The organism is Desulfocurvus sp. DL1XJH-121 (assembly GCF_054819825.1).
Map to the genome: position 1 here is coordinate 71,108 of NZ_JBTVWW010000002.1, position 25,255 is coordinate 96,362.

20 protein-coding genes and 1 tRNA gene are annotated in these 25,255 nt (G+C 60.5%); 8 read left to right on the plus strand and 13 right to left on the minus strand.

Features of this window, described 5'->3' with window-relative positions:
* The first annotated feature begins 107 nt into the window (after positions 1-107).
* A tRNA-Ala gene (locus ACYYG1_RS01825) sits at positions 108-183 on the plus strand.
* Between the two features lie 233 nt (positions 184-416).
* Here the strand turns inward: ACYYG1_RS01825 and ACYYG1_RS01830 are convergent.
* Entirely contained in the window at positions 417-1,538 is a 1,122-nt protein-coding gene (locus tag ACYYG1_RS01830) for a site-specific integrase (RefSeq protein WP_461208568.1), read from the minus strand.
* Positions 1,539-1,566: 28 nt separating this feature from the next.
* Positions 1,567-1,746: a helix-turn-helix domain-containing protein gene (locus ACYYG1_RS01835; protein ID WP_461208569.1), complete on the minus strand. Its 180-nt coding sequence runs from the start codon at positions 1,744-1,746 to the stop codon at positions 1,567-1,569.
* Positions 1,747-2,413: 667 nt separating this feature from the next.
* On the opposite strand from ACYYG1_RS01835, the gene ACYYG1_RS01840 reads away from it, so the two are divergent.
* The 5 genes from ACYYG1_RS01840 (at position 2,414) to nifA (ending at position 10,525) form a co-directional block, all read left to right on the plus strand.
* Positions 2,414-3,325, plus strand: a complete 912-nt coding sequence (locus tag ACYYG1_RS01840; protein ID WP_461208570.1) for a restriction endonuclease — start codon at positions 2,414-2,416, stop codon at positions 3,323-3,325.
* Positions 3,326-3,352: 27 nt separating this feature from the next.
* Positions 3,353-5,218, plus strand: a complete 1,866-nt coding sequence (locus ACYYG1_RS01845) for an ATP-dependent nuclease (protein WP_461208571.1) — start codon at positions 3,353-3,355, stop codon at positions 5,216-5,218.
* 31 nt (positions 5,219-5,249) lie between these two features.
* Positions 5,250-7,019 carry an ATP-dependent helicase gene (locus ACYYG1_RS01850; RefSeq protein WP_461208767.1) on the plus strand — a complete coding sequence of 590 codons (1,770 nt, stop codon included), beginning with the start codon at positions 5,250-5,252 and terminating at the stop codon, positions 7,017-7,019.
* 920 nt (positions 7,020-7,939) lie between these two features.
* Positions 7,940-8,671 carry a CatA-like O-acetyltransferase gene (locus ACYYG1_RS01855; protein WP_461208572.1) on the plus strand — a complete coding sequence of 244 codons (732 nt, stop codon included), beginning with the start codon at positions 7,940-7,942 and terminating at the stop codon, positions 8,669-8,671.
* A gap of 228 nt (positions 8,672-8,899) precedes the next feature.
* Positions 8,900-10,525: a nif-specific transcriptional activator NifA gene (nifA, locus tag ACYYG1_RS01860; RefSeq protein WP_461208573.1), complete on the plus strand. Its 1,626-nt coding sequence runs from the start codon at positions 8,900-8,902 to the stop codon at positions 10,523-10,525.
* A 226-nt stretch (positions 10,526-10,751) separates the two neighbouring features.
* On the opposite strand, the gene nifB is transcribed toward nifA, so the two are convergent.
* The 10 genes from nifB to nifH all read right to left on the minus strand — a co-directional run bounded on the left by nifB (position 10,752) and on the right by nifH (position 21,214).
* Complete coding sequence (gene nifB / locus ACYYG1_RS01865) at positions 10,752-12,026, minus strand: nitrogenase cofactor biosynthesis protein NifB (protein WP_461208574.1); 1,275 nt, start codon at positions 12,024-12,026, stop codon at positions 10,752-10,754.
* A gap of 35 nt (positions 12,027-12,061) precedes the next feature.
* Positions 12,062-13,435, minus strand: coding sequence for a nitrogenase component 1 (locus ACYYG1_RS01870; protein WP_461208575.1), 1,374 nt, complete (start codon positions 13,433-13,435; stop codon positions 12,062-12,064).
* The gene (gene nifE / locus ACYYG1_RS01875) at positions 13,432-14,850 is read right to left on the minus strand and encodes a nitrogenase iron-molybdenum cofactor biosynthesis protein NifE (protein WP_461208576.1); all 1,419 of its coding nucleotides are present in this window, start codon (positions 14,848-14,850) and stop codon (positions 13,432-13,434) included. Before nifE ends, ACYYG1_RS01870 begins: the two co-directional genes overlap by 4 nt.
* A 64-nt stretch (positions 14,851-14,914) precedes the next feature.
* Entirely contained in the window at positions 14,915-15,220 is a 306-nt protein-coding gene (locus tag ACYYG1_RS01880; protein ID WP_461208577.1) for a (2Fe-2S) ferredoxin domain-containing protein, read from the minus strand.
* Between the two features lie 39 nt (positions 15,221-15,259).
* Positions 15,260-16,480: a NifB/NifX family molybdenum-iron cluster-binding protein gene (locus ACYYG1_RS01885; protein ID WP_461208578.1), complete on the minus strand. Its 1,221-nt coding sequence runs from the start codon at positions 16,478-16,480 to the stop codon at positions 15,260-15,262.
* A gap of 69 nt (positions 16,481-16,549) precedes the next feature.
* Positions 16,550-17,929 carry a nitrogenase molybdenum-iron protein subunit beta gene (nifK, locus tag ACYYG1_RS01890; protein WP_461208579.1) on the minus strand — a complete coding sequence of 460 codons (1,380 nt, stop codon included), beginning with the start codon at positions 17,927-17,929 and terminating at the stop codon, positions 16,550-16,552.
* Between the two features lie 28 nt (positions 17,930-17,957).
* A complete protein-coding gene (gene nifD / locus ACYYG1_RS01895) occupies positions 17,958-19,598 on the minus strand; it encodes a nitrogenase molybdenum-iron protein alpha chain (RefSeq protein WP_461208580.1) in 1,641 nt (546 codons plus the stop codon).
* A 21-nt stretch (positions 19,599-19,619) separates the two neighbouring features.
* Positions 19,620-19,994 carry a P-II family nitrogen regulator gene (locus ACYYG1_RS01900; RefSeq protein WP_461208581.1) on the minus strand — a complete coding sequence of 125 codons (375 nt, stop codon included), beginning with the start codon at positions 19,992-19,994 and terminating at the stop codon, positions 19,620-19,622.
* Positions 19,991-20,347 carry a P-II family nitrogen regulator gene (locus ACYYG1_RS01905; RefSeq protein ID WP_461208582.1) on the minus strand — a complete coding sequence of 119 codons (357 nt, stop codon included), beginning with the start codon at positions 20,345-20,347 and terminating at the stop codon, positions 19,991-19,993. Before ACYYG1_RS01905 ends, ACYYG1_RS01900 begins: the two co-directional genes overlap by 4 nt.
* A 39-nt stretch (positions 20,348-20,386) precedes the next feature.
* Positions 20,387-21,214 carry a nitrogenase iron protein gene (nifH, locus tag ACYYG1_RS01910; RefSeq protein ID WP_461208583.1) on the minus strand — a complete coding sequence of 276 codons (828 nt, stop codon included), beginning with the start codon at positions 21,212-21,214 and terminating at the stop codon, positions 20,387-20,389.
* 326 nt (positions 21,215-21,540) lie between these two features.
* Between nifH and ACYYG1_RS01915 the strand changes: the two genes are divergently transcribed.
* Positions 21,541-22,659: a LeuA family protein gene (locus tag ACYYG1_RS01915; RefSeq protein ID WP_461208584.1), complete on the plus strand. Its 1,119-nt coding sequence runs from the start codon at positions 21,541-21,543 to the stop codon at positions 22,657-22,659.
* A 55-nt stretch (positions 22,660-22,714) separates the two neighbouring features.
* Here ACYYG1_RS01915 and ACYYG1_RS01920 read toward each other — a convergent pair whose 3' ends face one another.
* A complete protein-coding gene (locus ACYYG1_RS01920; RefSeq protein ID WP_461208585.1) occupies positions 22,715-23,515 on the minus strand; it encodes a GntR family transcriptional regulator in 801 nt (266 codons plus the stop codon).
* Positions 23,516-23,928: 413 nt separating this feature from the next.
* On the opposite strand from ACYYG1_RS01920, the gene ACYYG1_RS01925 reads away from it, so the two are divergent.
* Positions 23,929-25,197 (plus strand): aminotransferase family protein, encoded by a 1,269-nt coding sequence (locus ACYYG1_RS01925; protein ID WP_461208768.1) that lies wholly within the window; start codon positions 23,929-23,931, stop codon positions 25,195-25,197.
* Positions 25,198-25,255 lie beyond the last annotated feature (58 nt).

A 25,255-nucleotide genomic window follows, 5' to 3' on the forward strand; every position in this document is an offset into this window, starting at 1 on the left:
GGGGAAAGGGCTGTTGCCCGGCGGGCCATGGGCGCGGCCGGGAAATTCTATCCCGGCGGTCTTGACAACCCAGCGCGTTTGGATACATATTCGCTCTCCCAAAGCGTGGGGCTGTAGCTCAGTTGGGAGAGCGCTTGAATGGCATTCAAGAGGCCGTCAGTTCGATTCTGTCCAGCTCCACCACCGAAAGTTCAAGGGATTCAGGCTAATACCTGGGTCCCTTTTTTCGTGGCTTGGGGGCTGATTTGGGTTCTGTGTCCGCTATGTGTCCGCCGGTCCAAACGAGGCGATCCAAATCGCTGAAAATTCCCCGCTGGCGGCGTTGCTTCGTCGGATGCAAATCCTCATGTATGCGCAATACACTTCGGCCTTGCATTCTCCTCGCGTCTTGCCAGCGTGGCTTTTGAGCGATTTGGTCAGGAAGAGGAACTATAGTGCGCTGCGAGGATGGACTGGATGGGGTTGTCGCGGGCCGCTTCGAGGTGGGAATAGCGGTCCGTCATCCTGAGGGTCTTGTGCCCGATCATCTCCTTGGCGTGCTTGAGGGTGCCGCCCGCCATGATGATGTTGGAGCAGAAGGTGTGCCGGTTGTCGTGGAAGTGGAAGTTCGTGAGTCCCAACCCGGTGCAAACCCGGTTCCAAGCGGTCTTGAAGTCCCCCATGCGGGTTCCGTCCAGGTGGCCGACCACATGGGTTCCGACCGGTTCGATACCCCGTGAGGATCGGTTTTTGTCCAGGTAGGCCCGGCGTTCTAGCAGGGCTTTTCGGGTCCGGGGCATGATGCGGTGGACCCTTTCAACCCCGGTCTTGGTGCGAAGGAAGCGGATGACCCCGGTTTCGCCGTAGTCCAGAGTGATGTCGTCCCAGGTCAGGTCCAGAACTTCCTGCTTGCTGGCCCCGTGCTCCACGGACAGGAGGATGGCGAGGGGCAGGTAGTGCTTGGCCCGGCCCTTGGCCGCAGCCGCAAGCAGCTTGCCCACCTTGTCGGGGTACATGAACGACTTGCGCTCATGCTCCTTTTCGCTCAGGTAGCGGATTCCCGCGATTTCGTCCTTGTCGATGCAGTCCAGTTCAAGAGCCTTGGCAAAGACCTGTTTCAGGACGAACAGGCGGCGGTTTGCCAGGGCCTTGGATTTCCGCTCGGCCAGGTCCGCACGGTAGTTCAGGACGTCGGTTCGCCGGATGGTCGCCATGAGGGCGTTGGACCACTTTTCTTCCAGCGGCTTCAGGAAGGTCAGATAGCCCTTCGCCGTGGTCGGGCTGAGGTCGCCTTCCTGTTCCCTGCGCCGCCATTCCTGCCGACACAGTTCGGCCACGTCGCCGAAGGTCTTGCCCTTGCGCTGCTTGCGCCTCTGCCTCTTCTCCGGCAATTGCCCGTCGTCCAGAATGACCCTGAGCTTGTTTGCTTCCTGCTGCGCCAAGTCACGCCGCCGAAACGAGGCGTGGTACTTCTTTCGGCCCGTGTCCGGGTCGAGATACTGCACAACGTAGCTTTTTCCGTTGGTGCGCGAACGCGCCGCGATAGTGACTGTTGCCATTGGCTAGTCTCCACGGAGCATCCGCCCGTCATTTCCCTATTTGGCTGTCAATGAACCTCAACAAATCCTCGGTTCGGATCAGCTTCCGGGAACGTACCAGAACACAGGGCAACTCGCCATAGTCCAACATGCGCGAGACCGTAGCCCGATGCACCCGCAGGATGTCTGCGGCTTCCTGAATGGTAAGGAGAATCTTGTCTGCGATCATGCTTACTCCGGTTGTTTGGCAAAAGAGCCTTCATGAATGGACCGAAGTATAACACGCGGGAGGTCAAGAGCGTCAAATAACAGCCCGAAATGGCAGTGCAAAATAGGGGTTTTGAGGGATATGGACCGGTATATGCCGGTGGTTTGGAGTGGCAAATGTGGGGAAATGGGGTGTGTATTTAAATTGTTAGCAGTATTTTGGAGTGTGCTCGCTGCATGGGGCGATATCGGGGTTCTTTAGCGAAGTAAAAAGGGGTATGGACCTGAAAAGGGGAGATTTTGGGAAGAAATGAGAGGAAAATTCTCGGTTCGGAGCAGCTTCCGGGAACGTACCAGAACACAGGTAATTCGCCATATATGATCAGTGATTTACCTCCGTTTCGAACAGATACCCTGGCCTTGCACGGCGGAATGACCGACAGCCTGATTCATCTTAAGAACGCCGTCGGGTGGTTCGAATATACACGACTATATCTGTCTGATTGGCTGGCATCTTGTCATGACGTTATGTTGCTTGATATCAGGGGCTAATCGTTTTTGTTATGGGTGGATGCAAATAATTTTTTGGGGTTAATGTTCGATTATATGAAGCTGCTGACCTAATGAAGAGTGAATAAATAAACCCCAAGCGAGCGAGTGCACAGCCTTTCCAGCGAGGTGGAAGCTTAATGGCGCTGACGTTGAAGGAGAGTAATTCTGTCGTGGAGATGGCCGATATTCTCTATGACTTTTTGCCGGGTACACCACATCCACGTGGAGCCCAGCGTCTTTCTTTCCCTGCCATTGCGTACGATTTAGGGCTGGCTGAGTATTGGACTGGTGGCAGCAAACTCCCCGCGATATCGAAGTTGCTGGAACACACTCTTGAATATAAGAGGGGGTACTTTTGTAGGCTCATCATTGAAATCGTACGCCGTGGAAATGAGAAACGGAGAAAATCCAATCCTGTGACCTTCGAAGAAATTACCGCCCTTAACAAGGCGATACTCGGGGTCGATTTCAAAATTCCCGAGCTTTACGATCCTGAGTTTTTGAATTCGTTGCCGCGTAGCGATCTAAAGAGTAACGACTATCTTGAAAAAAGCATCGATCTAGGCAGCTTCGAAAGCGATCTGACCTGTATCTCAAGCCTTCCTCCACGTGAGCGCGGGTACGCTTTTGAGGGCGTTCTTTCTGGCCTATTTCGAATGTTCGATCTGTTGCCAAGAGGTGGTTTTCGTAATACCGGCGAGCAGATAGACGGTAGTTTTGAATTTGATGGTCAGACCTATCTGCTAGAGGCGAAATGGCAGGACTCCCGGATTGGTCAGGCTGAGTTATTGGTTTTTCATGGCAAGGTTACAGCAAAAGCGGCTTGGGCGCGGGGGCTGTTTGTCAGTTATTCGGGGTTTTCCTCAGAGGGGCTTGAAGCTTTTCGCACAGGGCGTTCAACGAAAATTATATGCATGGATGGGTGGGATCTATGGGAAATGATAAACCATAATCTAGATTTTAAGGAAGTCGTTCGGCGAAAGGCGCGTCGAGCTTCGGAAAGTAATGATGCCTACATCCCTGTTCGAGATCTATTCCCAGAAATATAACGAAGTCATTTAGCTGGAAGAGTCGCTATGAGAATTAATCGCGTACGGATAAAGAACTTTAGAAATTTTCAGGATGTCGATGTCGCCATCGGTCATAACATGGTCGTAATGGGCGAAAATAAGGTCGGTAAGTCCAACTTTCTTCACGCGCTTCGTTTGGTCCTTGATCCCTCGCTGCCTGATTCGGCTCGGCAACTACGCATGGAAGATTTTTGGGATGGACTGGAACGCCCTCTGGCAGCGGATGTCTGCATTTGGGTTTCGATAGATATTACGGACTTTGAGGACAATGTAGACCATCTCGCCGTCCTTGCGGAGCATCTGATCCAGCCCGTGCCGATGGTTTCGCGATTGACCTACGTATTTATGGCAAAACCTGATTTGACTGAACCACCACAGAAAGAATCGGACTATGAATTTTCTGTGTATGGGGCCGATCGAACTGAAAACCGAATAGGCTATGATCTTAGGCGTCGATTGCCGATGGATTTGATTCCTGCTCTTAGGGATTGTGAAGGGGATCTTGCCCGTTGGACTCGTTCGCCTTTGCGTCCCCTGCTGGATCATGCTGCTGGCGAAATAGATCGGGCGAAATTGGAAGCGCTGGCGGGTGAGTTGGACAACATTGCGGGGGGGATTGCCAATCTACCCGAAGTTAAGACTGTATCCGAAGCTATTTCTAAAAAGCTTTACGAGATGGTTGGCTCAGCTCAGGCGCTTGAAATGATGCTTCGGTTTTCACCATCGGACACCGATAGGCTAATCAGGGCCCTTAAGTTGTTCATAGATGGCGGCGACCGTGGTATTTCAGATGCAAGTCTTGGAACTGCAAATTTGCTTTATTTTGCGCTTAAGGCTTTAGAATATGAGCAGCTAGTCATAGAGGGGAGCCGGGATCATACTTTTCTCGCCATTGAAGAGCCAGAAGCGCATCTTCATCCCAATTTGCAACGCTTGATTTTTCGCAACTATCTTCGAAAACGAGATTTCATTAATCAGGAGGCCAAGCTGCCTGAATCTTCGACGGTTATAGTGACCACTCATTCTCCACACATCGCTAGCGTCACCCCCCTTAGGGATTTTGTTTGCCTTCGTTATGACAGTGATTCAACAGCGACTAGGGCGGTGTCGACATCAAGCGTTGAACTCGAGCCGGGTGAATTTGCCGATTTGGAGCGCTATATTGATGTGAATCGCGGCGAGCTGCTGTTTGCGCGAGGCGTGGTCTTGGTCGAAGGGGATGCTGAGAAGTATTTGATTCCCATTCTTGCCAAGCATCAAGGGTATGATCTTGATGAATTAGGAATTTCTGTATGTTCGATTTCCGGGGTCGATTTCGCGACTTATTTGAAGCTGATAGGGCCACGGGGGCTGGATATCCCATACGCTGTTCTGACGGATTATGATCCAAGGTCAACCTACTATGATGGGACGCCAAGATTGAACAAAAATGGAAACCAAGTCCTTAACAATCAAGGTGGCCTTATCCAAGCGCTAAGCGTCTCTAGACTTATATCAATGACGAAAGCTATCCTTCCTATAGGAGAATCTTTCGATGAAGAGATTAAGCCGCTTTTTGAAGGATCACGTTCTAGAGGGCTCTTTGTGAACACCCATACCCTTGAGGTCGAACTATTCAAATGTGGGCTTCACTCGGAATTTTTGACAACGACTAAAGAGCTCAAACCTGGCAGTGTATATGAAACAAGGATGCAACAATGGTCAGATGCTCCTGACAACTTAGATGTCGAAAAGCTTTTGGATGATATAGATACAATCGGGAAAGGAAGATTTGCGCAAAGACTTTCGTGCGCCATATTGAGAACAGGCGCAACAGCTTGTCCGAATTACATAGCTGAAGGGATTAAGCATGTCGCAGCCCGAATCGTCTAGCACCAATTTGGAATCGTCTTTCGCCGTACCGATGTTCTCTGGGAACCCAGAGCAAGCAACGGCTTACGAATCTTCGGGAAACTGTGTGGTCCTCGCAGGGCCAGGGAGTGGAAAAACTTATACCCTTACCCACAAGTTGGCGAAGGTTTTACGGGAGGATGTCCTTCCACCCCGCCGAACTGCATGCATTACATATAATAAGCAGTGTGTGCGAGATTTGAAACGTAAACTTCACTCCTTGGGGCTGCGTGAGGGCAATCGTGTTTCAATCGGAACTGTTCATTCTTTTTGTTTAAAGCATATTATTTTGCCATTCGCTCATTTGGCAGGTGTTGGAATTTCTTCTCCATTCATAGTTGGAACTGATAATGACATTAATGCATTGAAGCAGCAGGCTTATGATAACTGCGGCATTAATGACCAGTGGAGGCCCAACATTGATTCATATCGAAGGGTATACATCGACCGCAATTCGGACGGATGGCGTGAGCAAAATAAAGAAGCCGCTATGGTTATCGAAGAATTCGAAAGGCTTTTGCTTGAAAATGGGATTGTAGATTTCGATTGGATGATGCTGACTGGATTGAAAATGGTTCAAGAAAATGAGTGGATTCGAAAATTATTGGCCGCTCAGTTCCCAGTCGTTTTTGTGGATGAATACCAAGATCTCGGTGTTGTCTTGCATGAGATGGTTAAGGTCCTCTGTGTGCAGGCAGGGATCAGGATCGTTGCTGTCGGTGATCCTGATCAGTCCATTTATGGGTTTTCTGGAGCAAGGCCAGAACTGATAAAGGAATTATCTGATCTTATGGGGTTTGAAACCGTAAGGTTAAAGCTGAATTATCGGTGTGGTAATGCTATTATCAAAGCTTCAGAGGTTGCCCTCGGTGAGGTTCGCGGCTGTACTGCTTACTCCGGTGAACAGGGCTTGATTTTCTTCCACCATTTTCCCCCATCCCTTAGGGAACAAGCGAGCAATATCTGTAGCGAAATTATTCCAGAGATACTTTCCAGAAATTCTTCAATGAATATTGGCGATATAGGTGTTTTTTATCTTGATAGATTTGACGGTGATGTTGTTGCGGAAGAAGTGTCAAAGCAAGGCTGGGATTACATCCGTGTAGACGGTAACAGTCCATATCAACCGTCGGCTGTGACTTATTGGCTAGAAGATTGTGCAGCTTGGTGCGCTGGCGGCTGGCAAAAGGGTGATCCAAGCTTTTCGGGTATAATACGGCAATGGGTTTTGTTTAACGATTTTTTGTCTTCTGATGCAGAAATTCGCTCTGTTAGGGCTTCTCTGGTTGAATACTTGTATGCAAATAGAACGCCTGACATTCCTTTGCATATATGGCTAGAAGGAATCCTTGATTGCTGTGTGATGAAGACTCTGGAGAGTGAATCTAGATTAAGTGACGATAAGCTAAAGGTGACTAGGCTTCTTGAAGTTGCAAAGCCTGGGCACCCTTTGTCCAAATTTACAGTTGCATCCTTTGGAGGGCAGGGGCGTTCACCTAACCATTTGAATTTGACCACATTGCACTCAGCAAAGGGACTTGAGTTTGATGTCGTGATAATGGTTGGGCTAGAAGAAGGCAGAATTCCATGGTCGAGTGATGGGGCGGGTGCCTTGCGCGAAAAGCGTAGATTGTTTTACGTTGGGCTGACTCGCGCAAAGAGCGAAGTTCATTTAGTGTTCTCGGGGCAATATACAGACAGATGGGGTTTTCATAACAACGGGCCATCGCGTTTTGTACGCGAAGTTCACAGAAGTATTCAAGAACAAGAAAGCTTTTCCTGAGGATTTTTCCTCTGCACTTGTCCCCGCAGTTATCTACGACAGAAATCTTTATCCTGCCAGTTTTGTTGGCGTTACCAGCCGATAATTAACATGGAAGTTTGCCGAAGGTGCGCACCCTCTGCCGCATGGCAGCAGAGATGATATGTGGACGGGGAAACTGGACTGTAAAGTTCACCTTAAAATCGTTGCCTAGTGGTTGAAGAACCGAGGCCATCTCTCGCAAACTCTCCATAGGCCCCGTAGGCTTTAGCCCGTCAACCTTAAGTCAGCATGTTGTGTGTCCGCTATGTGTCCGCTTTTAATTTTTGCCCCTGCGCAACTGGTTGAAATCATTAGACACCATGCACACTATGCACACGGCGGCCAAAGGGTGAAATGACGGGCGAAAGTTCATTGATTTAAGGTTGTTATGAGTGTCGTTTGCCCCCAAAGTGCAATGAATGGCATTCAAGAGGCCGTCAGTTCGATTCTGTCCAGCTCCACCACCAAAAGGTCAAGGGATTCAGTCTAATACCTGGGTCCCTTTTTCGTGGCTTGGGGGCTGATTTGGGTTCTGTGTCCGCCGGTCCAGGCGAGGCCGCTACACGGAGCGGGAGCTCCTGTCTGGCGCGGGCTGTTCTGCGAACTGACCCGGCGCCAGGAGCTCTGAGCCGGGACTAAGCCCCTCCGGCCCCGAGCGCGAAACAAGGGGCCCCGACAATGCCGGGGCCCCTTGTTTCGTTGGAAAATATGCCGCTGCCAGATCTGGTTGCGGGCTATGTCGGGGGTTTCGCCAGGGGTGGTGTTGACGGTGCTTCCGATCTGGTCAGTGATCTCGAAGGGGAAGAGGACTCCGCCAGCCACCTGGTTCAGTTTCTTATTGGTCCAGTTCAGCGGTCTCGGGTTTTTCCTCGGACGCGGAATTGTGTCGTTCGTCCTGCATGGGCTTTCTCCTTTGGATTATTACTGTATTGTCGTTTGCAACAGGCATATCAAGCAGGCAAGACGGATGCGGGGCGTGTCCCCGGGAAAAGGAGAGCGATGTGGCCAATACGTATCGGACCGTTGACCTTTCGTGCTGGAAGCGCAGCGTCCACTGCCAGGTGTTCAGACATGCCGTTCAGCCGCGTTATTGCGTGGGGTACGATGTGGACGTGACGCATTTCAAATCCGTTGTCCGGGAAAGGGGGCTGTCCTTTTCACTGGCCTTTGTCTTTGCCGTGGCCAGGTGCGCCAACGCCATCGAGGAGTTCCGCTACAGGTTTCTCGACGGGGAGGTCGTGCTCTACGAGGCCATCGACACGTCGTTCACCTGGCTGGACCGGGACACGGAGTTGTTCAAGTTCGTGAGCGCGCCCATGCGGGATTCCATGGAGGCCTATGTGCGCCTGGCGTCGGCCACGGCGCGGGCCCAGAAGGAGTACTTCGCCGGGCCGCCGGAAAACGATGTGTTCGTGTTCTCCGCCTTGCCGTGGGTCTCGTTCACCCACGTCTCGCACACGGACTTCGGTGACGGGGAAAAGGCCCAGCCCATGTTCGACTGGGGGAAATATTACGAGCGGGACGGCAGGCTGATGCTGCCGTTTTCGGTCCAAGTGCATCACAGCTTTGTGGACGGCATCCACATTGGAAAGCTCGCTACGGCATTGCAGCGGTATTTGGATGCGGTCTAGGGAAGGTGCTGTTCGGCCTCGCGCCCGGCCTGAACTGCAGAACGTAATGTTGACTTTTATGTAAAAAACTATTTTGAAAGCCGCCGTGATTTGACGTAAATTTACATTTATGTGGTATGTTTCTGGTCAGAAATGTCGGCCTTGTTGGATATATTGCTGTAATATAAGAATAAAAATGGGCCTGTTCATTGGCGAGCGCGCGGGTGTGATTCTTGCAAAAATGCGGGCATGGATACCAGCATCAGCGCTCTCAAGATTCAGGTGCTCTCCGACGTCAGCGCCATCATCCACAAGGCCTTGGACCTGGAAGCCGCCTTGCAGGAGGTGCTGCGCATCCTGTCGTCCACCCTGTCCATGGAGCGGGCCACGGTGACGCTCCTGGACCCGGACTCCGAGCATCTGGTGATCATGGCCTCGCACGGGCTCTCCGACGAGGAGCGCAAGCGGGGCGTGTACCGTTCCGGCGAAGGGGTCACGGGAACCATCTTCCGCACCATGCGGCCCCTGCACGTCCCCGACGTGAGCCACGATCCGCTGTTTCTGGACCGCACGGGCGCGCGTGCCTCGAAGCACGAGCGCATCTCCTACACGGGCGTGCCCATCATCCTGAACAACGAGCCCATCGGCGTGCTCAGCGTGGACCGGCTCTTCGGCGGCGGGAACACCCCCGAGGAGGACATCGAATTCCTCAACGTCCTGGCCACGCTCATCGCCCAGTTCATCCGTTTGAACGAGACCGTGCGCGCCCGCGAGGAGGACCTCCGGCGCGAGAACGTGACCCTCAAGTATCAGCTGTCCAAGGAAGCCCAGGGCCTGTACATCGTGGGCAAGAGCCCCTCCATGCAGGAGGTGGAGCGCAAGCTGGCCAAGGTGGCCCCCACCAAGGCCACGGTCATGCTCCTGGGCGAGTCGGGCACGGGCAAGACCCTCATCGCGCGCATCATCCACGAACTCAGCGAGCGCAAGAGCAACCCCTTCATCAAGGTCAACTGCGCCAGCATCCCCGAGAACCTCCTGGAGAGCGAGCTCTTCGGCTACGAGCGCGGGGCCTTCACCGGGGCCTCCGGGGCCAAGGCCGGGCGTTTCGAAGACGCCAACAAGGGCAGCATCTTTCTGGACGAGATCGGCGAGCTGTCCCTGGGGCTGCAGGCCAAGCTGCTGCGCGTGCTCCAGGACCGCGAATTCGAGCGCCTGGGCGGCAACCGCACCATCCGCACGGACGTGCGCATCCTCGCGGCCACCAACCGGGATTTGAAGACCCTGGTGGACAAGGGCAGCTTCCGCCTGGACCTCTACTACCGCCTGAACGTCTTTCCCATCACCGTGCCGCCCCTGCGCCGCCGCAAGGAGGACGTGGTGGGCCTGCTCAACCATTTTCTGCGCAAGGTGGCCCGCGAATACGGGCGCGACCTGTTCTTCACGCCTCCGGCCCTGGCCCTCCTCAACCAGCACGACTGGCCCGGCAACGTGCGCGAGCTGGAGAACCTGGTGGAGCGCCTGGTGATCATGGCCGAGGGCAACCGCATCGACCTGGACCACATCAAGCAGGCCATCGTGCCCGAGTCCTGCGTCCTGCCCCAGGAAAACGGCGAGGCCGCGCCCGCGCAGGCCTGGGGCGGCCCCGAGGCCGCCGTGGCCCCGGCACCCGCCCCGCCCATCAAGTCCCTCAAGGACACGGAGCGCGAGGAGGTGGTCCGCGCCCTGCGCGAGAACAGCTGGATCAAGCGCCGCGCGGGCGAGGCCCTGGGCATCACCGAACGCCAGATCGGCTACCGCATCAGGAAATTCGGCCTCGAAGAGGATGTTGCGGCGGGCAGGATGCGCTGCCGCCGCGAAAAACGTTCAGGCAGTTGAAAAGCGCACGTCTGCTTCGTTGCTGCGAAAAAGGCAAAACCTCGCGTAGCGAAAGCGCGGGGAATACGCGTCGGTCTTGCCTTTTTCTTGCGTCTTGCATCCGCACGTTTTTGAACTGCCTGAGACCGTGAGCGGACCGCGTTGCGTCCGCTTTGGTCCGGGAAGCATCAGGGCCCCGCGCAGTAGCTGCGCGAGGCCTTGTTTAATTAGTTCGTCGGGGGCGGGATCAGCCGCAGCCTTCGCCGCCGCCCGTGCAGCCGCCCAGGGCGCAGCCGCCGCTGACGCGGGCCTTGTAGGGCGAGAGGTCGCCGGTGCCGAAGTGCGCGCCCAGGATGTCGTTGATGAACCCGGAGCAAGCGTGCACGTCCAGGCCCGACTCCTTGAGCAGCAGGATGGGCGTCTCGCCCGCGGCCGCGCAGAAGACTGAGCCGCAGTCCTTGAGGGTGGCGGCCAGGGCGCTCCAGCGCTTGGGGCCGCACCCCGTGGGCGGGGCCTGGCGCTCCTCCAGCATCACGGGCGCGCCGTCCTTGAGCCCCCAGACCTGGAAGCGCTTGGCCTCGCCCAGGTGCTGGTTCACGAGCAGGCCCTCGCGGGTGGCCACGGCCACGTAGGGCTTGGCCTCGATCATGGGCAGCTCCAGCTTGGAACAGGCGGACAAACACCCGGCCATGCTGCCGGAGATGTCCTTGTCCAGGAGGCCCACGGCGTCGGCGCGGCAGCGGCGGCAGTGGGTCATCTGGGGCACGTGGGCCCCGGCGGCCGCGCGCAGTTCCTTCATCTCGGCCTTGGTGGGCTCGGGCAGATGGCCGAAGGCGGTTCCTTCCACCGGGCAGAGGGGGATCAGGTTGTGCAGGTCCACGTCCAGCTCCTTGGACGCGCGGGCGATTTCCTCCACGTGGTGGTCGTTGATCCCGGGGATGACGATGGTGTTGACCTTCACGCAGATGCCCCGCTCCTTGAGGCCCTTGATGGCCGCGAGCTGGCGGTCCAGGAGCAGCTTGCCCGCCTCCAGGCCCTGGTACATGACCTTGCCGTCGCGCACCCACTTGTAGACCTTGCCGCCGATCTCCGGATCCACGGCGTTTATGGTCACGGTGACGTGGGTCACGCCCAGGTCCCTCAGGTCGTCCAGGTATCCCGGCAGGTTCAGGCCGTTGGTGGACACGCAGAACAGCAGGTTCGGGTACTTCTCGCGGATGCGCCGCATGGTGCCCAGGGTCTCCAGGGGGTTGGCGAAGGGGTCGCCGGGCCCGGCGATGCCGGCCACGGTGATGCGCGGCTCCTTGGCCAGCACGTCGTCCATGTAGCGGGTGGCCTGGCCCGGGGAGAGCACCGCCGAGGTCACGCCAGGGCGGGATTCGTTCACGCAGTCGTATTTGCGGTTGCAGAAGTTGCACTGCACGTTGCACTTGGGCGCCACGGGCAGGTGGACCCTGCCGCACTGGCCCTTGATGTCCTTGTTGAAACAGGGGTGCTTGGTGGTGTCGCGCGTATCGCTCATGGGGTGTCTCCTCATGCTCGTCTCAACAAGGTTTTCTAGATGTAGCCGTAGCCGATTTCCGACGTTTCCTGCTTGCGCCGGATGGCCATGTTCACCAGGCGGTCGAACAGCTCCAGGGCGCCCCGGTAGCCCAGGGTGCGGATGCGCTGGGCCCCGAAGCGGTCGTGGACGGGGAAGCCCGCGCGCAAGAGGTCCGCGTTCCATTCCCGGGCGTAGCGGTAGCCCTTGCTGTTGCCCACCAGGAAGTCGGGCTTGAGCTCCGCCGCGCGCTCGGCCATGTCGAAGAAGTCCACCTTCTCCATGACCTCGGGCATCTCGGGCAGGAGCTTGGAGCAGGCCTCGTGCACCTTGCCGCGCAGGCGGCCGCCGCCCGCGCCCGTGCCCACGAGCACCGGCCGGATGCCGATCTCGGCCAGGAAGGAAATCATGCCCAGCACGAGGTCCTCCTCGCCGTAGACCACGGCGCGCTTGCCCGCGATGTACTTGTGGCCGTCCACCAGGGCGTCCAGCAGTCGGCCGCGCTCGGCCGTGAGGGATGCGGGGACGGGCTTGCAGGTGATCTCCGAGAGCGCCTCCATGAGGGCGTCGGTGGCGCGCAGGCCGATGGGCGTGCCCAGGGAGCGGTTGGGCACCCCGAAGCGGTTCTCCAGGGAGGCGCCGGCGGTCTTGCGCCCGAACAGCGAGCCCCCGAACTCCACCGAGGCCAGGGCGCCGGACATGGCCCGGATCTCCTCCAGGGTGGTGCCGCCCGGGGCGATGGGCTCGTATTCCTCGTAGCTCGGGCCGTCCATGGTGTCGGAATAGTCGGGCAAGAGCGTGCCCTTGAGCCTGAAGGCCGCCAGCATGTGGCGGATCTCGCGCAGGTCCTCGGGGGACACGAACCCGGGCATGACGTTGACCTTGCCCGTGGGTTCGGCCTGCTCCACGCACAACTGCTCGGCCATGGCCAGCACGGCCCCGTGGAACCCGTCCATGTGCGTGCCCGAATAGCTGGGCGTGGACACCTGCACCACCTCGGGCAGGGGCAGGTCGCCGAACTCCTTGCGGAACTCGAAGAGGATCATCTTCACGTCGTCGCCGATGGTCTCGGTGAGGCAGGTGGTGGCCACGCCGATGACCTCGGGGGCGTACTTGCGCATCACGTTCAGCAGGCCCTTCTTGAGGTTCGGGCCGCCGCCGTAGATGGCGTTCTTCTCGCCCAGGGCCGAGGACGCGATGTCCATGGGCTCGCGGAAATGGCTGATGATGTAGCGCCGCATGTAGGTGGCGCAGCCCTGGGAGCCGTGCAGGAAGGGCACGCCCTTGGCGATGCCCTTGAAGGCCAGGGTGGCGCCCAGGGGCGTGCAGAGCTTGCAGGCGTTGGTGGTGGACACGTAGTTGGGCCTCATGGCCGTGGCGGTGGCGCTCATGACGCACCTCCTGCTTCCGCCGCCAGGGGCGGACAGGTTTCGGCCTCCGGGGCCTTGCGCCTCCGGGGCATGAAGTTCCAGATGGGGCTCATGGCCGAGGCGTGTATCTCCTTGGCGAAGTTGTACATGCCCACGAAGCCCTCCAGGGCGATCTTGCGCTCGTGGTTGTGGTCGCAGAAGCCCACGCCCAGCTTGAAGGCGATGGGCCGTTCCTTGACCCCGCCCACGAACACGTCCACGTCCTTTTCCTTGATGTACTTGGACAGCTCCAGGGGGTTGGCGTCGTCGATGATCACCGTGCCCGGGTCCGTGATGGTGGCCAGTTCGCGGTAGTCTTCCTTGGTGCCGGTCTGGGAGCCCACCAGGACCACCTTCATGCCCAGATGGCGGAAGGCCCTGACCAGGGAGAAGGCCTTGAAGGCCCCGCCCACGTAGATGGCCGCGCGTTTGCCCTCCAGGTCCCTCCGCAGCTCGGCCAGCCTGGGCATCAGGCTCTCCAGCTCCTCGCGCACCAGCTCCACGGTGCGGGTCTCGATGGTCGGATCGATGTCCATGAAGAATTCGGCGACCTTGTACAGGGACTCGGCCATGTCCTCGATGCCCAGGTAGGACACGCGAACGAAGGGCACGCCGTGCTCCTCCTGCATCATCTTGGCCAGGTCCATGGTTGCGCCGGAGCACTGCACCAGGTTCAGGGCCGCGCCGTGAGCCCTGCGCACGTCGCCCACGCGGCCGTCGCCCGTGATGTTGGCCACCACCTCCACGCCCATGCGCTCCAGGTAGTTGCGGATGATCCAGATCTCCCCGGCTAGGTTGAAGTCCCCGAGGATGTTCACGGACAGGGGGCTGATGTCCGAGGTGTCGCCGGTGCCCACCAGGCGGTTCATGGCCTTGCAGGCCGCGAGGTAGCCCTCGCGCTTGCTGCCCTTGAAGCCCTCGGACTGCACGGGCAGCACGGGGATGCCGTACTTTCCGCCCACCCTGCGGCACACGGCCTCGACATCGTCGCCGATGATGCCCACGATGCAGGTGGAGTAGACGAAGGCGGCCTTGGGGGCGTGGCGCTCGATGAGCTCGCACAGGGCGGCTTCGAGCTTCTTCTCGCCGCCGAAGATCACGTCGTTCTCCTGCAGGTCCGTGGAGAAGGACAGGCGGTGCAGGCTGGGGCCCGAGGACAGGGAGCCGCGGATGTCCCAGGTGTAGACCGCGCAGCCGATGGGCCCGTGCACCAGGTGCAGGGCGTCGGCGATGGGATAGAGCACCACGCGCGAACCGCAGAACACGCAGGCGCGCTGGGACACGGCCCCGGCCAGGCTGGGGCGGTTGCAGGCCATGTCGAAGGCGTCTGCGTCCGGGGCGCCCTCGCCTACGGTGAATATCTGGTCCTTGCGCTCTTCAAGCACGTCCATGGTCATGGGAATCTCCGTTCTCTGTGTGCCGGCCGCCCGGGCGGGGCGGCCGGCCCGTTTTCCCGCCGCGTCAGGGAATCAGGTAGTCCGCGCAGGGTTCGCCGTCTTCCAGGGCGTCCAGGATGGCGTCGATGGCCTCTTCGCCGTCCACGCCCTTGAACCACCAGTTGTCGGGCTGGATCACCATCACGGGGCCCACCTCGCACTGTTTGAGGCAGCCCGTGGTGACGACCTGGCAGTCCAGGCCGCGATCGAGGATCTCCTCCTCGATGTATTGCAGGTAGTCGCCGCTGCCCTGTTTGTTGCACAGGCCCTTGGGCTCTCCGCCCAGGCGGAAGCTCTGACAGACGAGAATCATACGTTCGGGAATAGCCATGGTGATCTCCTATGCGTCTTAGGGGTGTGGCCGGTGGGCCTAGTTGATCTTGCGCCTGCGGCAACGGTCCTTCTTGCCGCCGCCGAACAGGACGTCCACGGCCCCTTCGGTCTCGGCTTCGGTGACCATCACCCGGATGCCGTGGCGGCCGAGCACCTTGCGGGGCCTGTCGCCCGCGCCGGCGGCCAGGAGCGCGAAACAGTCGGACAGGGACAGGGCCAGCTCTTCCCAGCGGGCGTCGCCGCCCCCGGGCCGGGGCGCGTTGCGCGTGCCCAGCAGGCAGGGCAGCCCGTCCTCGCGGGGGCCGTAGATCAGAAATTTGTCGGTCTGCCCCAGGTGCGCGTCCACTTCCATGCCGCCCCGGCTGGCCACGGCCACGTTCACCCGGCGGCCCGAGGGCTTGGGCAGGGCGGAGCGCGGGGCGGAGCCCGGGGCGGAGCCGCAAGACAGGGCGGGGCCCTTGGCCAGGGGGCGCTCCAGGCCCACCAGGTCCCAGCCGCAGGCCGGTTCGCGGGTCATGACCTCGATGTGCCTGCCCGCGGCCTCGCGCACCTCGCGCATCACGCCCATGCCGGGCTGCAGGGCGAAGTAGTCCTCGCCGCCCTCGTCCGCGGCCAGGAAGGGGACCACGGCCATGACCACGGCGCCCAGGGCGGCCATGGTCCTGGCCACGTCCTCGACGTGGGCCTCGTTGCAGCCCCGGTAGACCGTGGTGTTGACCTTCACGGGCACGCCCGCCGCGATCAGGGCCTTGACGGCCCGGGCCTGCTCCTCCACCAGCATCCCGGCGGCCTCGGGCAGGGGGACGTTGCGGGTGCCCGGGCGGATCCAGGCGTAGATCATCTCGGCTATGGCCGGGTCCACGGCGTCCACCAGCACGGTGGCGTGGGACAGGCCGAGCCCGGCCAGGGCCTCGGCGTGCTCCGCCGCGCCCAGGCCGTTGGTGGTCAGGCACAGGGGCAGGTCCGGGTGCTTGGCGCGCACCAGGGACAGGGTTTCCAGGGTGGCCTCGGGCGTGGCCATGGGGTCGCCGGGGCCGGTGATGCCCACCATGCCCAGCTCGCGGCCCTCGGCCAGCACGTCGTCCAGGAGCGTCAGGGCTTCCTGGGGGCTCAGGGCCTCGGGCAGGGCGGCGCTCGGGGAAAAGCGGATGCGGGACGTGGCCCGGGGCGCAACGGGCAGGTGCAGCCTGCCCACGCGCTCGCGCGCGCCGGGGCTGAAACAGGGATGATTGCCTCGAATGGAATGCACGGTGGCCATGTCCGCTCCCGTATTGAACGATGCCTTGGTTATGCGGCGGGGGAGGGGGGCCTCCCCCGCGCGCGGGGTTTAGTAGACGAGTTCGAAGCTCTGCTCGGGAGCGTCGCGGTCCGTGCGGTCCAGCAGGCGGCCCAGGATCATTTCCAGGAGCCTGATTCCGCCCTTGTAGCCGACGGTGGGGAAGTACTGGTGCCCCACCCGGTCGGTGATGGGGAAGCCGAAGCGCACCATCGGGATGTCCTCGTCCCGGGCGATGTACTTGCCGTAGGAGTTGGAGATGATCAGATCCACGGGCTCGTTCTTGATCCATTGGTGGAGCAGGAACATGTCCGCGCCCTGGCCGCACTTGACCTTGACCTCGCAAGGCATGTCGGCGGTGATCTCCTTGATGCGCTTTTCGAACTTTTTGCCCGGGGTGCCGGTGACCACGTAGGCCGGGCACATGTCGATGGAGCACAGGAACTCGGTCAGGGCGATCATCTGGTCGGGGTCCCCGGCCAGGGCCACGCGCTTGTGGTAGAAGTACTGGTGCATGTCGGAGATCATATCCACCAGCTGCCCGCGCTCGCGGGTGATGTCCTCGGGCACGCTGACCCCGGCGATGATGCGCAGGGCGTCGATGAAGCGGTCCGTGGCCTTCAGGCCGAAGGGCATGTCCAGGACCTTGCAGGGCACCTTGAACTTGGTGTCCAGAAGGCGCGCGGCCTCGGAGGAACACCACTCGCCCAGGGCCAGGGTGCCGATGGCGTCGCCCGAACCCTTGAGCTCCTTGATGGTGACTCCACCCTCGGGGAACATGTGGTACTCGCCGGACAGGGGGCCGTTGAGCACGCCGGAGGTGTCCGGGAACAGGGTGATGTCCACGCCGACCAGGGCGGCCATGCGCTTGATCTCCTCCATGTCCGCGGGCTCGACCCAGCCGGGGATGACGTTCACCTTGCCGTTCTTGTGGCCCGTGGACACGGCCAGGTTGACCATGCCCTTGACCATGTTGGAGAAGCCCGTGACATGGGATCCGACATAGCTCGGGGTGTTGGCGTAGATGACTTCCTTGCCCGCCGGGATCTTGCCCTCCTTGCGGGCCTTGTCCGTGATCTGGGGCAGGTCGTCGCCGATGGTCTCGGACAGGCAGGTGGTGTGCACGGCCACCACTTCGGGCTCGTAGATGGTGAACATGTTGTCCAGGGCCTGCACCAGGTTGGCCTGGCCGCCGAACACCGAAGCTCCCTCGGTGAAGGAGCTGGTGCCCGCGGAGATGGGCTCCTTGTAGTGCCGGGTGAGCATGCTGCGGTGGTAGGCGCAGCAGCCTTGGGAGCCGTGGCTGTGGGGCAGGCATCCGTGGACGCCCAGCGCCGCATACATGGCCCCGATCGGCTGGCAGGTCTTGGCCGGGTTGATGGTCAAGGTCTTGCGCTCGGCGACCTCTTTGGGGGTGTGTCTGAGTAACATGTAAGTATCCTCTTGGTGTGGCTTGGGGCTATTCCCAGACGTAGGTGGCCGAAAGTTCGGGGGCTTCCTGCCAGGGCGCCTTCATGTAGCTCCAGACCTTGCTGTTCACGAGGCGGTCGATCTCGTTGTAGAAGTTCACGGCGCCCTTGAACCCGGCGTAGGGGCCTCCGGAGTCGTAGCTGTGCAGCTGCTTCATGGGGATGCCCAGCTTCTGGATGGAGTACTTCTCCTTGATGCCCGCGCAGAAGATGTCGGGCTTGAGCATCTCCACCATCTTTTCGGCCTCGTACTGGTTGCAGTCGTCCACAACCAGGGAGCCTTCCTGCATGTCCGGGATCATCCCGTCGTATTCCTTGAACGTGAACCCGTCCTTTTCCAGGGCCGCCATCTCCTGTGCGGACTTGCGGGGGCTGTAGCGGGTCTCGTCGGGCTCGACGGTGATCTCCTCGATGTTGCGGCTGTCCGCGTCCACCTTGATGTCCGGGATGACCCTGCGGCCCTCGTAGTCGTCGCGGTGGGCGAACTCGTAGCCCGCGGACAGGGTGGCCATGCCGATCTCGGCGAACAGCTCCTGGTAGTGGTGGGCCCGGGAGCCGCCCACGAAGAGCATGGCCTTCTTGCCCTTGGTGCGGGGCAGGACGTCGGCGATGGCGGCCTCCACGGCGGGCATCTCCTCGGCGATGACCTCCTCGATGCGCTCGATGAGGGATTTGTCGCCGAAGTAGGCGCCGATCTTGCGCAGGCTCTTGGCCGTGGACTGGGCGCCGATGAAGTTCACCTTGATCCAGGGGATGCCGTACTTGGTCTCCAGCATGTCGGCCACGTAGTTGATGGAGCGGTGGCACATGACGCAGTTCAGGTCGGCCTTGTGGGCCGAGGCGAACTGGTCGTAGGTGGAGTTGCCCGAGAAGGTGGAGATGCTCGTGATGCCGCACTTCTTGAGGATGCGGTCGATCTCGAAGCCGTCGCCGCCGATGTTGTATTCACCCAGCAGGTTGATGCGGTATTCGCCGGGCTTTTCCGCGTCGTTCTCGCCCACCACGTGGCGGAAGATCTGGTTGTTTGCGATGTGGTGGCCGGCGGACTGGGATACGCCCTTGTAGCCCTCGCAGGAGAAGCCGAACACGTTGCAGTCGCCGAACTTCTCCTTCATCTTCCTGGCCACGGCGTGGATGTCGTCGCCGATGAGCCCCACGGGGCAGGTGGCGAAGATGGCGATGGCCTTGGGATGGAAGAGGTCGTAGGCCTCCTGGATGGCCGCCTCGAGCTTCTTCTCGCCGCCGAAGATGATGTCCTTGTCCTCCATGTCGGTGGAGAAACAGTAGGGCATGTAGTTCTCGGCGCCCTCGGCCGAGGCGTCGGTCTGGTTGCGGCGGGTCAGCCAGGAATAGAATCCGCAGCCGATGGGGCCGTGGGTGATGTTCACGATGTCGCGCGTGGGACCGAGGATAACGCCCTTGCAGCCCGCGTAGGTGCAGCCGCGCATGGTGATGATGCCCGGAATGGTGCGCACGTTGGCCGCGATTTCCGGGGTCTCGTTTTCCAAGGCCTCGTTGACGAGTATCTGTTTGGCCCGCTTGCGCGCCACCTTGGGGGGATACTTCTTGAGCATCTCCTCCTTGACGTCGGTGGGCGTCCAGTTCACGAGCTTCTTCTTGGCGGTCGCCATATCTGGTCTCCTGAGGAAAAGTTAAACGATAGAGGCCGCTCCGGTTTCTCCGGTGCGCACGCGAACGGCGTCCTTCACCGGCACGACGAAGATCTTGCCGTCGCCGGGCCTGCCGGTCTTGTTGGCCTCGATGAGGGCCTGGACCACGTCCTTGACGTCGGAGTCCGGCGCCACCACGGAGACGATGCGCTTGGAGTAGAGCTTGCCGCGCTCGCCCAGCAGCGCCACGGCCTCCTCGTGACCCGCGCCCGCGCCCTCCAGGACCTTGCTGTCCACAAGGCCCTTGCCGCGCCCCTGGGCCTCGCTGGCGAAGAACGCGTCCACGCCGGCTTCGGTCAGGGCCGCCTTGGTGCGGTTCATCATGTTCATGCGCACGACTGCGATGACTTCCTTCATGCCGGGGCTCCTTCCTCGGCCACGGCCGTGTCGCACACGCCGGAGCTGATGGTGTAGACGTCCTCGACCTCGGTGACGAAGATCTTGCCGTCGCCGAAAGCGCCCTTCTTGCCCGAGCGGGCGGCCTGCATGACGGTCTCGATGACGAAGTCCTTGTCCTCGGCCTTGACCACGCTCATGAGCATGGTCTTGGGAATCTCGTCATAGGTGATCTCGCCGATCTTGATGCCGCGCTGCTTGCCGCGTCCGGCCACGGAATACTTGGTGACGGCCGGGAACCCCGCATCCATGAGCGCCGCGAGGACGTCGTCCGCCTTTTCGGGCCTGACAATGGCTCTGACCATGATCATCATAGTATTTTCTCCTGTGATTTATCTGAGTTGAACGCCGAGTTAGGCGGCCATCAGGCCGTAGTCCATGAGCAGCTGCTCCAGGTCCTCGATCTCCAGCGGGGTGGGGACGACGAACAACGTGTTCTCGTCGATGGCCTTGGCCAGGGCGCGGTAGTGGTCGGCCTGACCCACGGTGGGATCCCATTCGATGACGGTCTTGCGGTTGATTTCGGCGCGCTGCACGTCGTTGTCGCGGGGCACGAAGTAGATCATCTGGGTGCCGAGCTTCTTGGCCAGCTCCTGGATCATCTCCTTCTCGTTATCCACGTTTCGGGAGTTGCAGATCAGGCCGCCCAGGCGCACGGAGCCGGACTGGGCGTACTTCATGATGCCCTTGCAGATGTTGTTGGCCGCGTACATGGCCATCATCTCGCCGGAACAGACGATGTAGATCTCCTCGGCCTTGCCGTCGCGGATGGGCATGGCGAAACCGCCGCAGACCACGTCGCCGAGGACGTCGTAGAAGGCGTAGTCCAGGCCCTCGCTCTCCTCGTAGGCACCCAGGGACTCGAGCATGTTGATGGAGGTGATGATGCCTCGGCCGGCGCAGCCCACGCCGGGTTCGGGGCCGCCGGATTCCACGCACCAGGTGTCGCCGAAGCCGGGCTTGCGAATGTCTTCCAGCTCCACGTCCTCGCCCTCGTCGCGCAGGGTGTCGAGCACGGACTTCTGGGCCAGGCCGCCGAGCATCAGGCGGGTGGAGTCGGCCTTGGGGTCGCAGCCCACGATCATGACCTTGCGGCCCATGGTGGCCAGGCCGGCCACGGTGTTCTGGGTAGTGGTGGATTTACCGATGCCGCCCTTTCCGTAAATGGCGATCTTGCGCATTGCTTTGTCCTCCGTTTTGTTGATGGGGGGGTGCCCGTCAGTGTTTGTGCGGACAAGGCAACGTGCGTGCCAAACTGAAAAGCCATAGATAACCACTTGGTTTTGCAAGGCTATTTAAGGAAACTCGCACCAGGGTAAAGAATACAAACCTACACAGCCGGATGGACAAAAATGTCCTGGCCGACAAAAAATGTAGGCTTTCGTCGTGGGTGCGAAATCTGTCGATTTTTCCTTATCCAGCTGTAATTATTGATTTGTAATCTATGGCATAGGATATGCTCATAAGAGGGCGTCACACATGAACGCTCATCCCCAAGGAGACACGCATGCTCATCGACACCACCCTGCGCGAGGGCGCACAGACATACGGAGTGGACTTCAGCAACGCCGACCGCCGCGAACTGGTCCGGGCGCTGGCCTCGGCCAGGGTCGAGGAGATCGAGGCCGGATGGGCCGGGCAGGAGGGCCTTGAGGATCTGGTGGGCTGGGCCAAGGGCCTGGTGGGCGAGTCGGCCCTGTCCATCTGGGCGCGGCTCAAGGCCGAGGACATCGATTTCGCCGCGCGCACCGGCGCGGACCGCCTGAGCATGGGCGTGCCCATTTCCGACGCGCATCTGGGCACCAGGCTGGGCACCACCCGCCAGCGGGTGCTGGACAAGCTGCGCGAGCTGATCCCCCTGGCCCGCAACCGGGGCTTCAAGTACGTGTCCATCGGTCTGGAGGACGCCTCGCGCGCGGACTTCGACTACATGCTGGCCGTGGCCAGGCGCGCGGGCGAGCTGGGGGCGGAGCGCATCCGCATCGCGGACACCGTGGGCATGTACACGCCCATGGCCCTGCGCGAGGTCATCGCCGCCCTGCGCGAGGTGTACCACGGGGATATCGCGGTGCACTGCCACGACGATTTCGGCATGGCCACGGCCAACGCGGTCACGGCCCTGGAGTCCGGCGCGGACTACGCCGACGTGACCGTGCTGGGCATCGGCGAGCGCACGGGCATCTCCAGGCTGGAGGAAGTGGCCTCGTTCATGACCCTCAGCCGGGACGTGCAGTGCTACGACCTGGAGGCCGTGCGCGGTGCGTGCACCCTGGTGGAGGCGGCGGCGGACATCGCGGTGCCGCGCAACAAGCCCATCTGCGGGCGCGACATTTTCGCCTGCGAATCGGGGCTGCACGTGGACGGTCTGGTCAAGGCCCCGGCCCTGTACGAGCCCTTCCCGCCCGAGGCCGTGGGCGCGTCCCCCGAGGCCCGGCGCTTCGGCTTCGGCGCCAAGAGCGGCCGGGCCGCGGTGAGCGCCGCCCTGGGCCTGTTGGGCACGGCGGGCAACCCCGGGAACATCGCCGCGCTGACCAAGGCCGTGCAGCAGGCCTCCCAGGCCATGGAGCGCCCGCTCATGGCCCACGAGGTGGCCGAACTCGCGGCGCACACGTCCCGGACGCACTGACGACAAAAGCCCCGGCCGTTCGGTCGGGGCTTGTTCTCATCCGTTAGGGGCCGGGTCAGGACCGGCCGCGGGCCTCGGTTTCGACTTGGGGTGCCTGGTCCCTTGGCGGGGCGGCCTGTACGATCTCCTCGCACACGTACCTGCCGATGTCGCATTTGAACCGGTACTTGTCCCCCCTGAACAGGGCCCGCGAGAACTCCACAGGCTGCCCGTCCTCCTTGAAGACCACGCCCTCGGCCCAGAGGCAGGGGCAGTCCTGGTCTATCTTCAGCCGTTTCCTTTCCTGCACGGAGGGAATGATCGCCCCGATCTCCGTGCGCGAGGACTTCAGGCTCATGCCATAGTCCCTGCTCAATATCCTGTAGAGCATGGTCTCCAGAGGCCGCGTGAGCAGGTCGGGAAACAGGGCCGAAGGCAGGTAGCTCTGTTCCAGGACCAGGGGCACGCCGCTGGCGAGCATCAGGCGCTGCAGATAGACCACGTCGGTTCCCGGAGCCAGGCACAGCAGGGACGCCACGCGGTCGTCCGCCGGAACGATCACGGCTTCCAGGGTCTTGTAGCACGGCTTGAGACCGGCCTTCACGATGTCGTCGTGGTAGGTGGAGATGGAGCCCAGAGAGCGGGTCAGCACGGGCCGCTCCGTGGAGAGCAGGAAGGTTCCCTGGCTGCGCTTGCGCACCACCAGATGGTCGTTGACCAGCTTGTTGATGGCTTGGCGGACCGTCATGCGGTGCACGCCGAACTGTTCGGCCAGTTCAACCTCTCCGGGGAGCTTGTCTCCCGGTAGGTAGCGTTTGCTGGCAATCTGTTGGGACAGCCATTCGTAGATGACCACGTACTTGGATTTGGCCGCCATGTCGCCTTCCTGGTGTTGGATGTGCATTTTCCCGCGCCCCAGAGAGACGCGCGGGCTTCAGATCGCCTCTGCCCCAGGAAACCCGCTCCGTCAAGACGCTCCGCCTGCATTGCCGTTCGCCTGCGCGGCGCGGGTGGAAAATCGCGAAACTATTACCTAGTGAAAAAATAGGGAAATCGTCCTTGACTTTTTCTTTTTAGCTACCTTATGTCTAGACATAAGGCAAAGGGTATATTGCTGAGACAAAAAAATGGAGTGATTTTGATCTGATATAACGTTTCGCACATAGAAAGGAGGCTCGCATGCGCCAGTTCCAACCCGAAGACGCCGAAGCTTATGTTGACGCGGACAGAAAGTATACCTGGCATCATCTGACCCAGCACAAGGTATTCATCAACACCCCTCCCATGATCATGGTCGAAGGAAAAGGGGTGAAATTGTGGGACTTGAACGGGAAGGAGTATCTGGACGCGACATCCGGCGGTGTCTGGTGCGTAAACGTAGGATACGGCAGAGAGAGCATGGCCCGGGCAATATATGACCAGATGGTGAAGATGCCGTATTACGCGGCAGTCGCCGGAAACCTTCCAACGATTGAACTGGCCGAGAAGCTTGTTTCCCACATGCCTGGGCTGAGTCGGATCTACATTTCCAACAGCGGATCCGAGGCCAACGAGAAGGCCTACAAGATCATCAGGTCCCTGGCCCATATCACGGGCAACACCAAGAAGAAGAAAATCCTCTACCGGGACCGCGACTACCACGGAACCACCATCGCCTGCTTGAGCAGCAGCGGCCAGAACGAGCGCCGCGAATGGTTCGGCCCCTTTGTGGACGGATTCGTCCAGTTCCCCCACGCCTGCTGCTACCGCTGCCCCTTCGGCAAGACCTATCCCTCCTGCGACATCGACTGCGCCCGGGCCGTGGAGCAGGTCATCCTCCGGGAGGGCCCCGACACCGTGGGCGGGATGATCGTCGAGCCCATCACGGCCGGGGGCGGTGTCATCCCGCCGGTCGCGGAATACTACGACGTCCTCATGGACATCCTGCGCAAGTACGGCGTGCTGATGATCATGGACGAGGTGGTCTGCGGCATGGGCCGCACCGGGACCATGTTCGGCTGCCAGCAGTACGGCGTGAAGCCCGACATCATGACCATGGCCAAGGGCGTGGCCAGCGCCTACATGCCCCTGTCCGTCACCGCCACCACCGAGGAGATATTCTCGGCCTTCCTCAACGACCCCTCGGACAAGCTGGCCTATTTCCGGGACATCAGCACCTTCGGCGGCTGCGCGGCGGCGTGCAGCGCGGGCCTGGAGAATCTGCGCATCATCGAGGAGGAGAATCTCCTGGAGCGGGTCGTGCGCATGGGCGATCTGCTCATGGACGAGCTCCAGGGGCTGCGCGACCTGCCCGGCGTGGGCGACGTGCGCGGCAAGGGTCTGCTCTGCGGTGTGGAGTTTGTGGCGGACAAGGAGACCAGGGAGCCTCTGCCCGAGGCCAAGGTGGTGGCCGTGGCCGGGGCCCTGGCCCAGGCCGGAATCCTGGTGGGTCGGACCAACCGCTCCATCCCCGGGCTGAACAACACGATCAATCTCGCCCCGGCCTACGTGGTCACCGAGGATGAGATCAGGACCATCGTCGGCGGCATGCGCGACGCCATCATCAAGGTGCTCGCCTAGCCGCGGGGCTGGAACGCAATGACCGTAGAACGCTGCACGGAGATCAGGAAGACGGAGA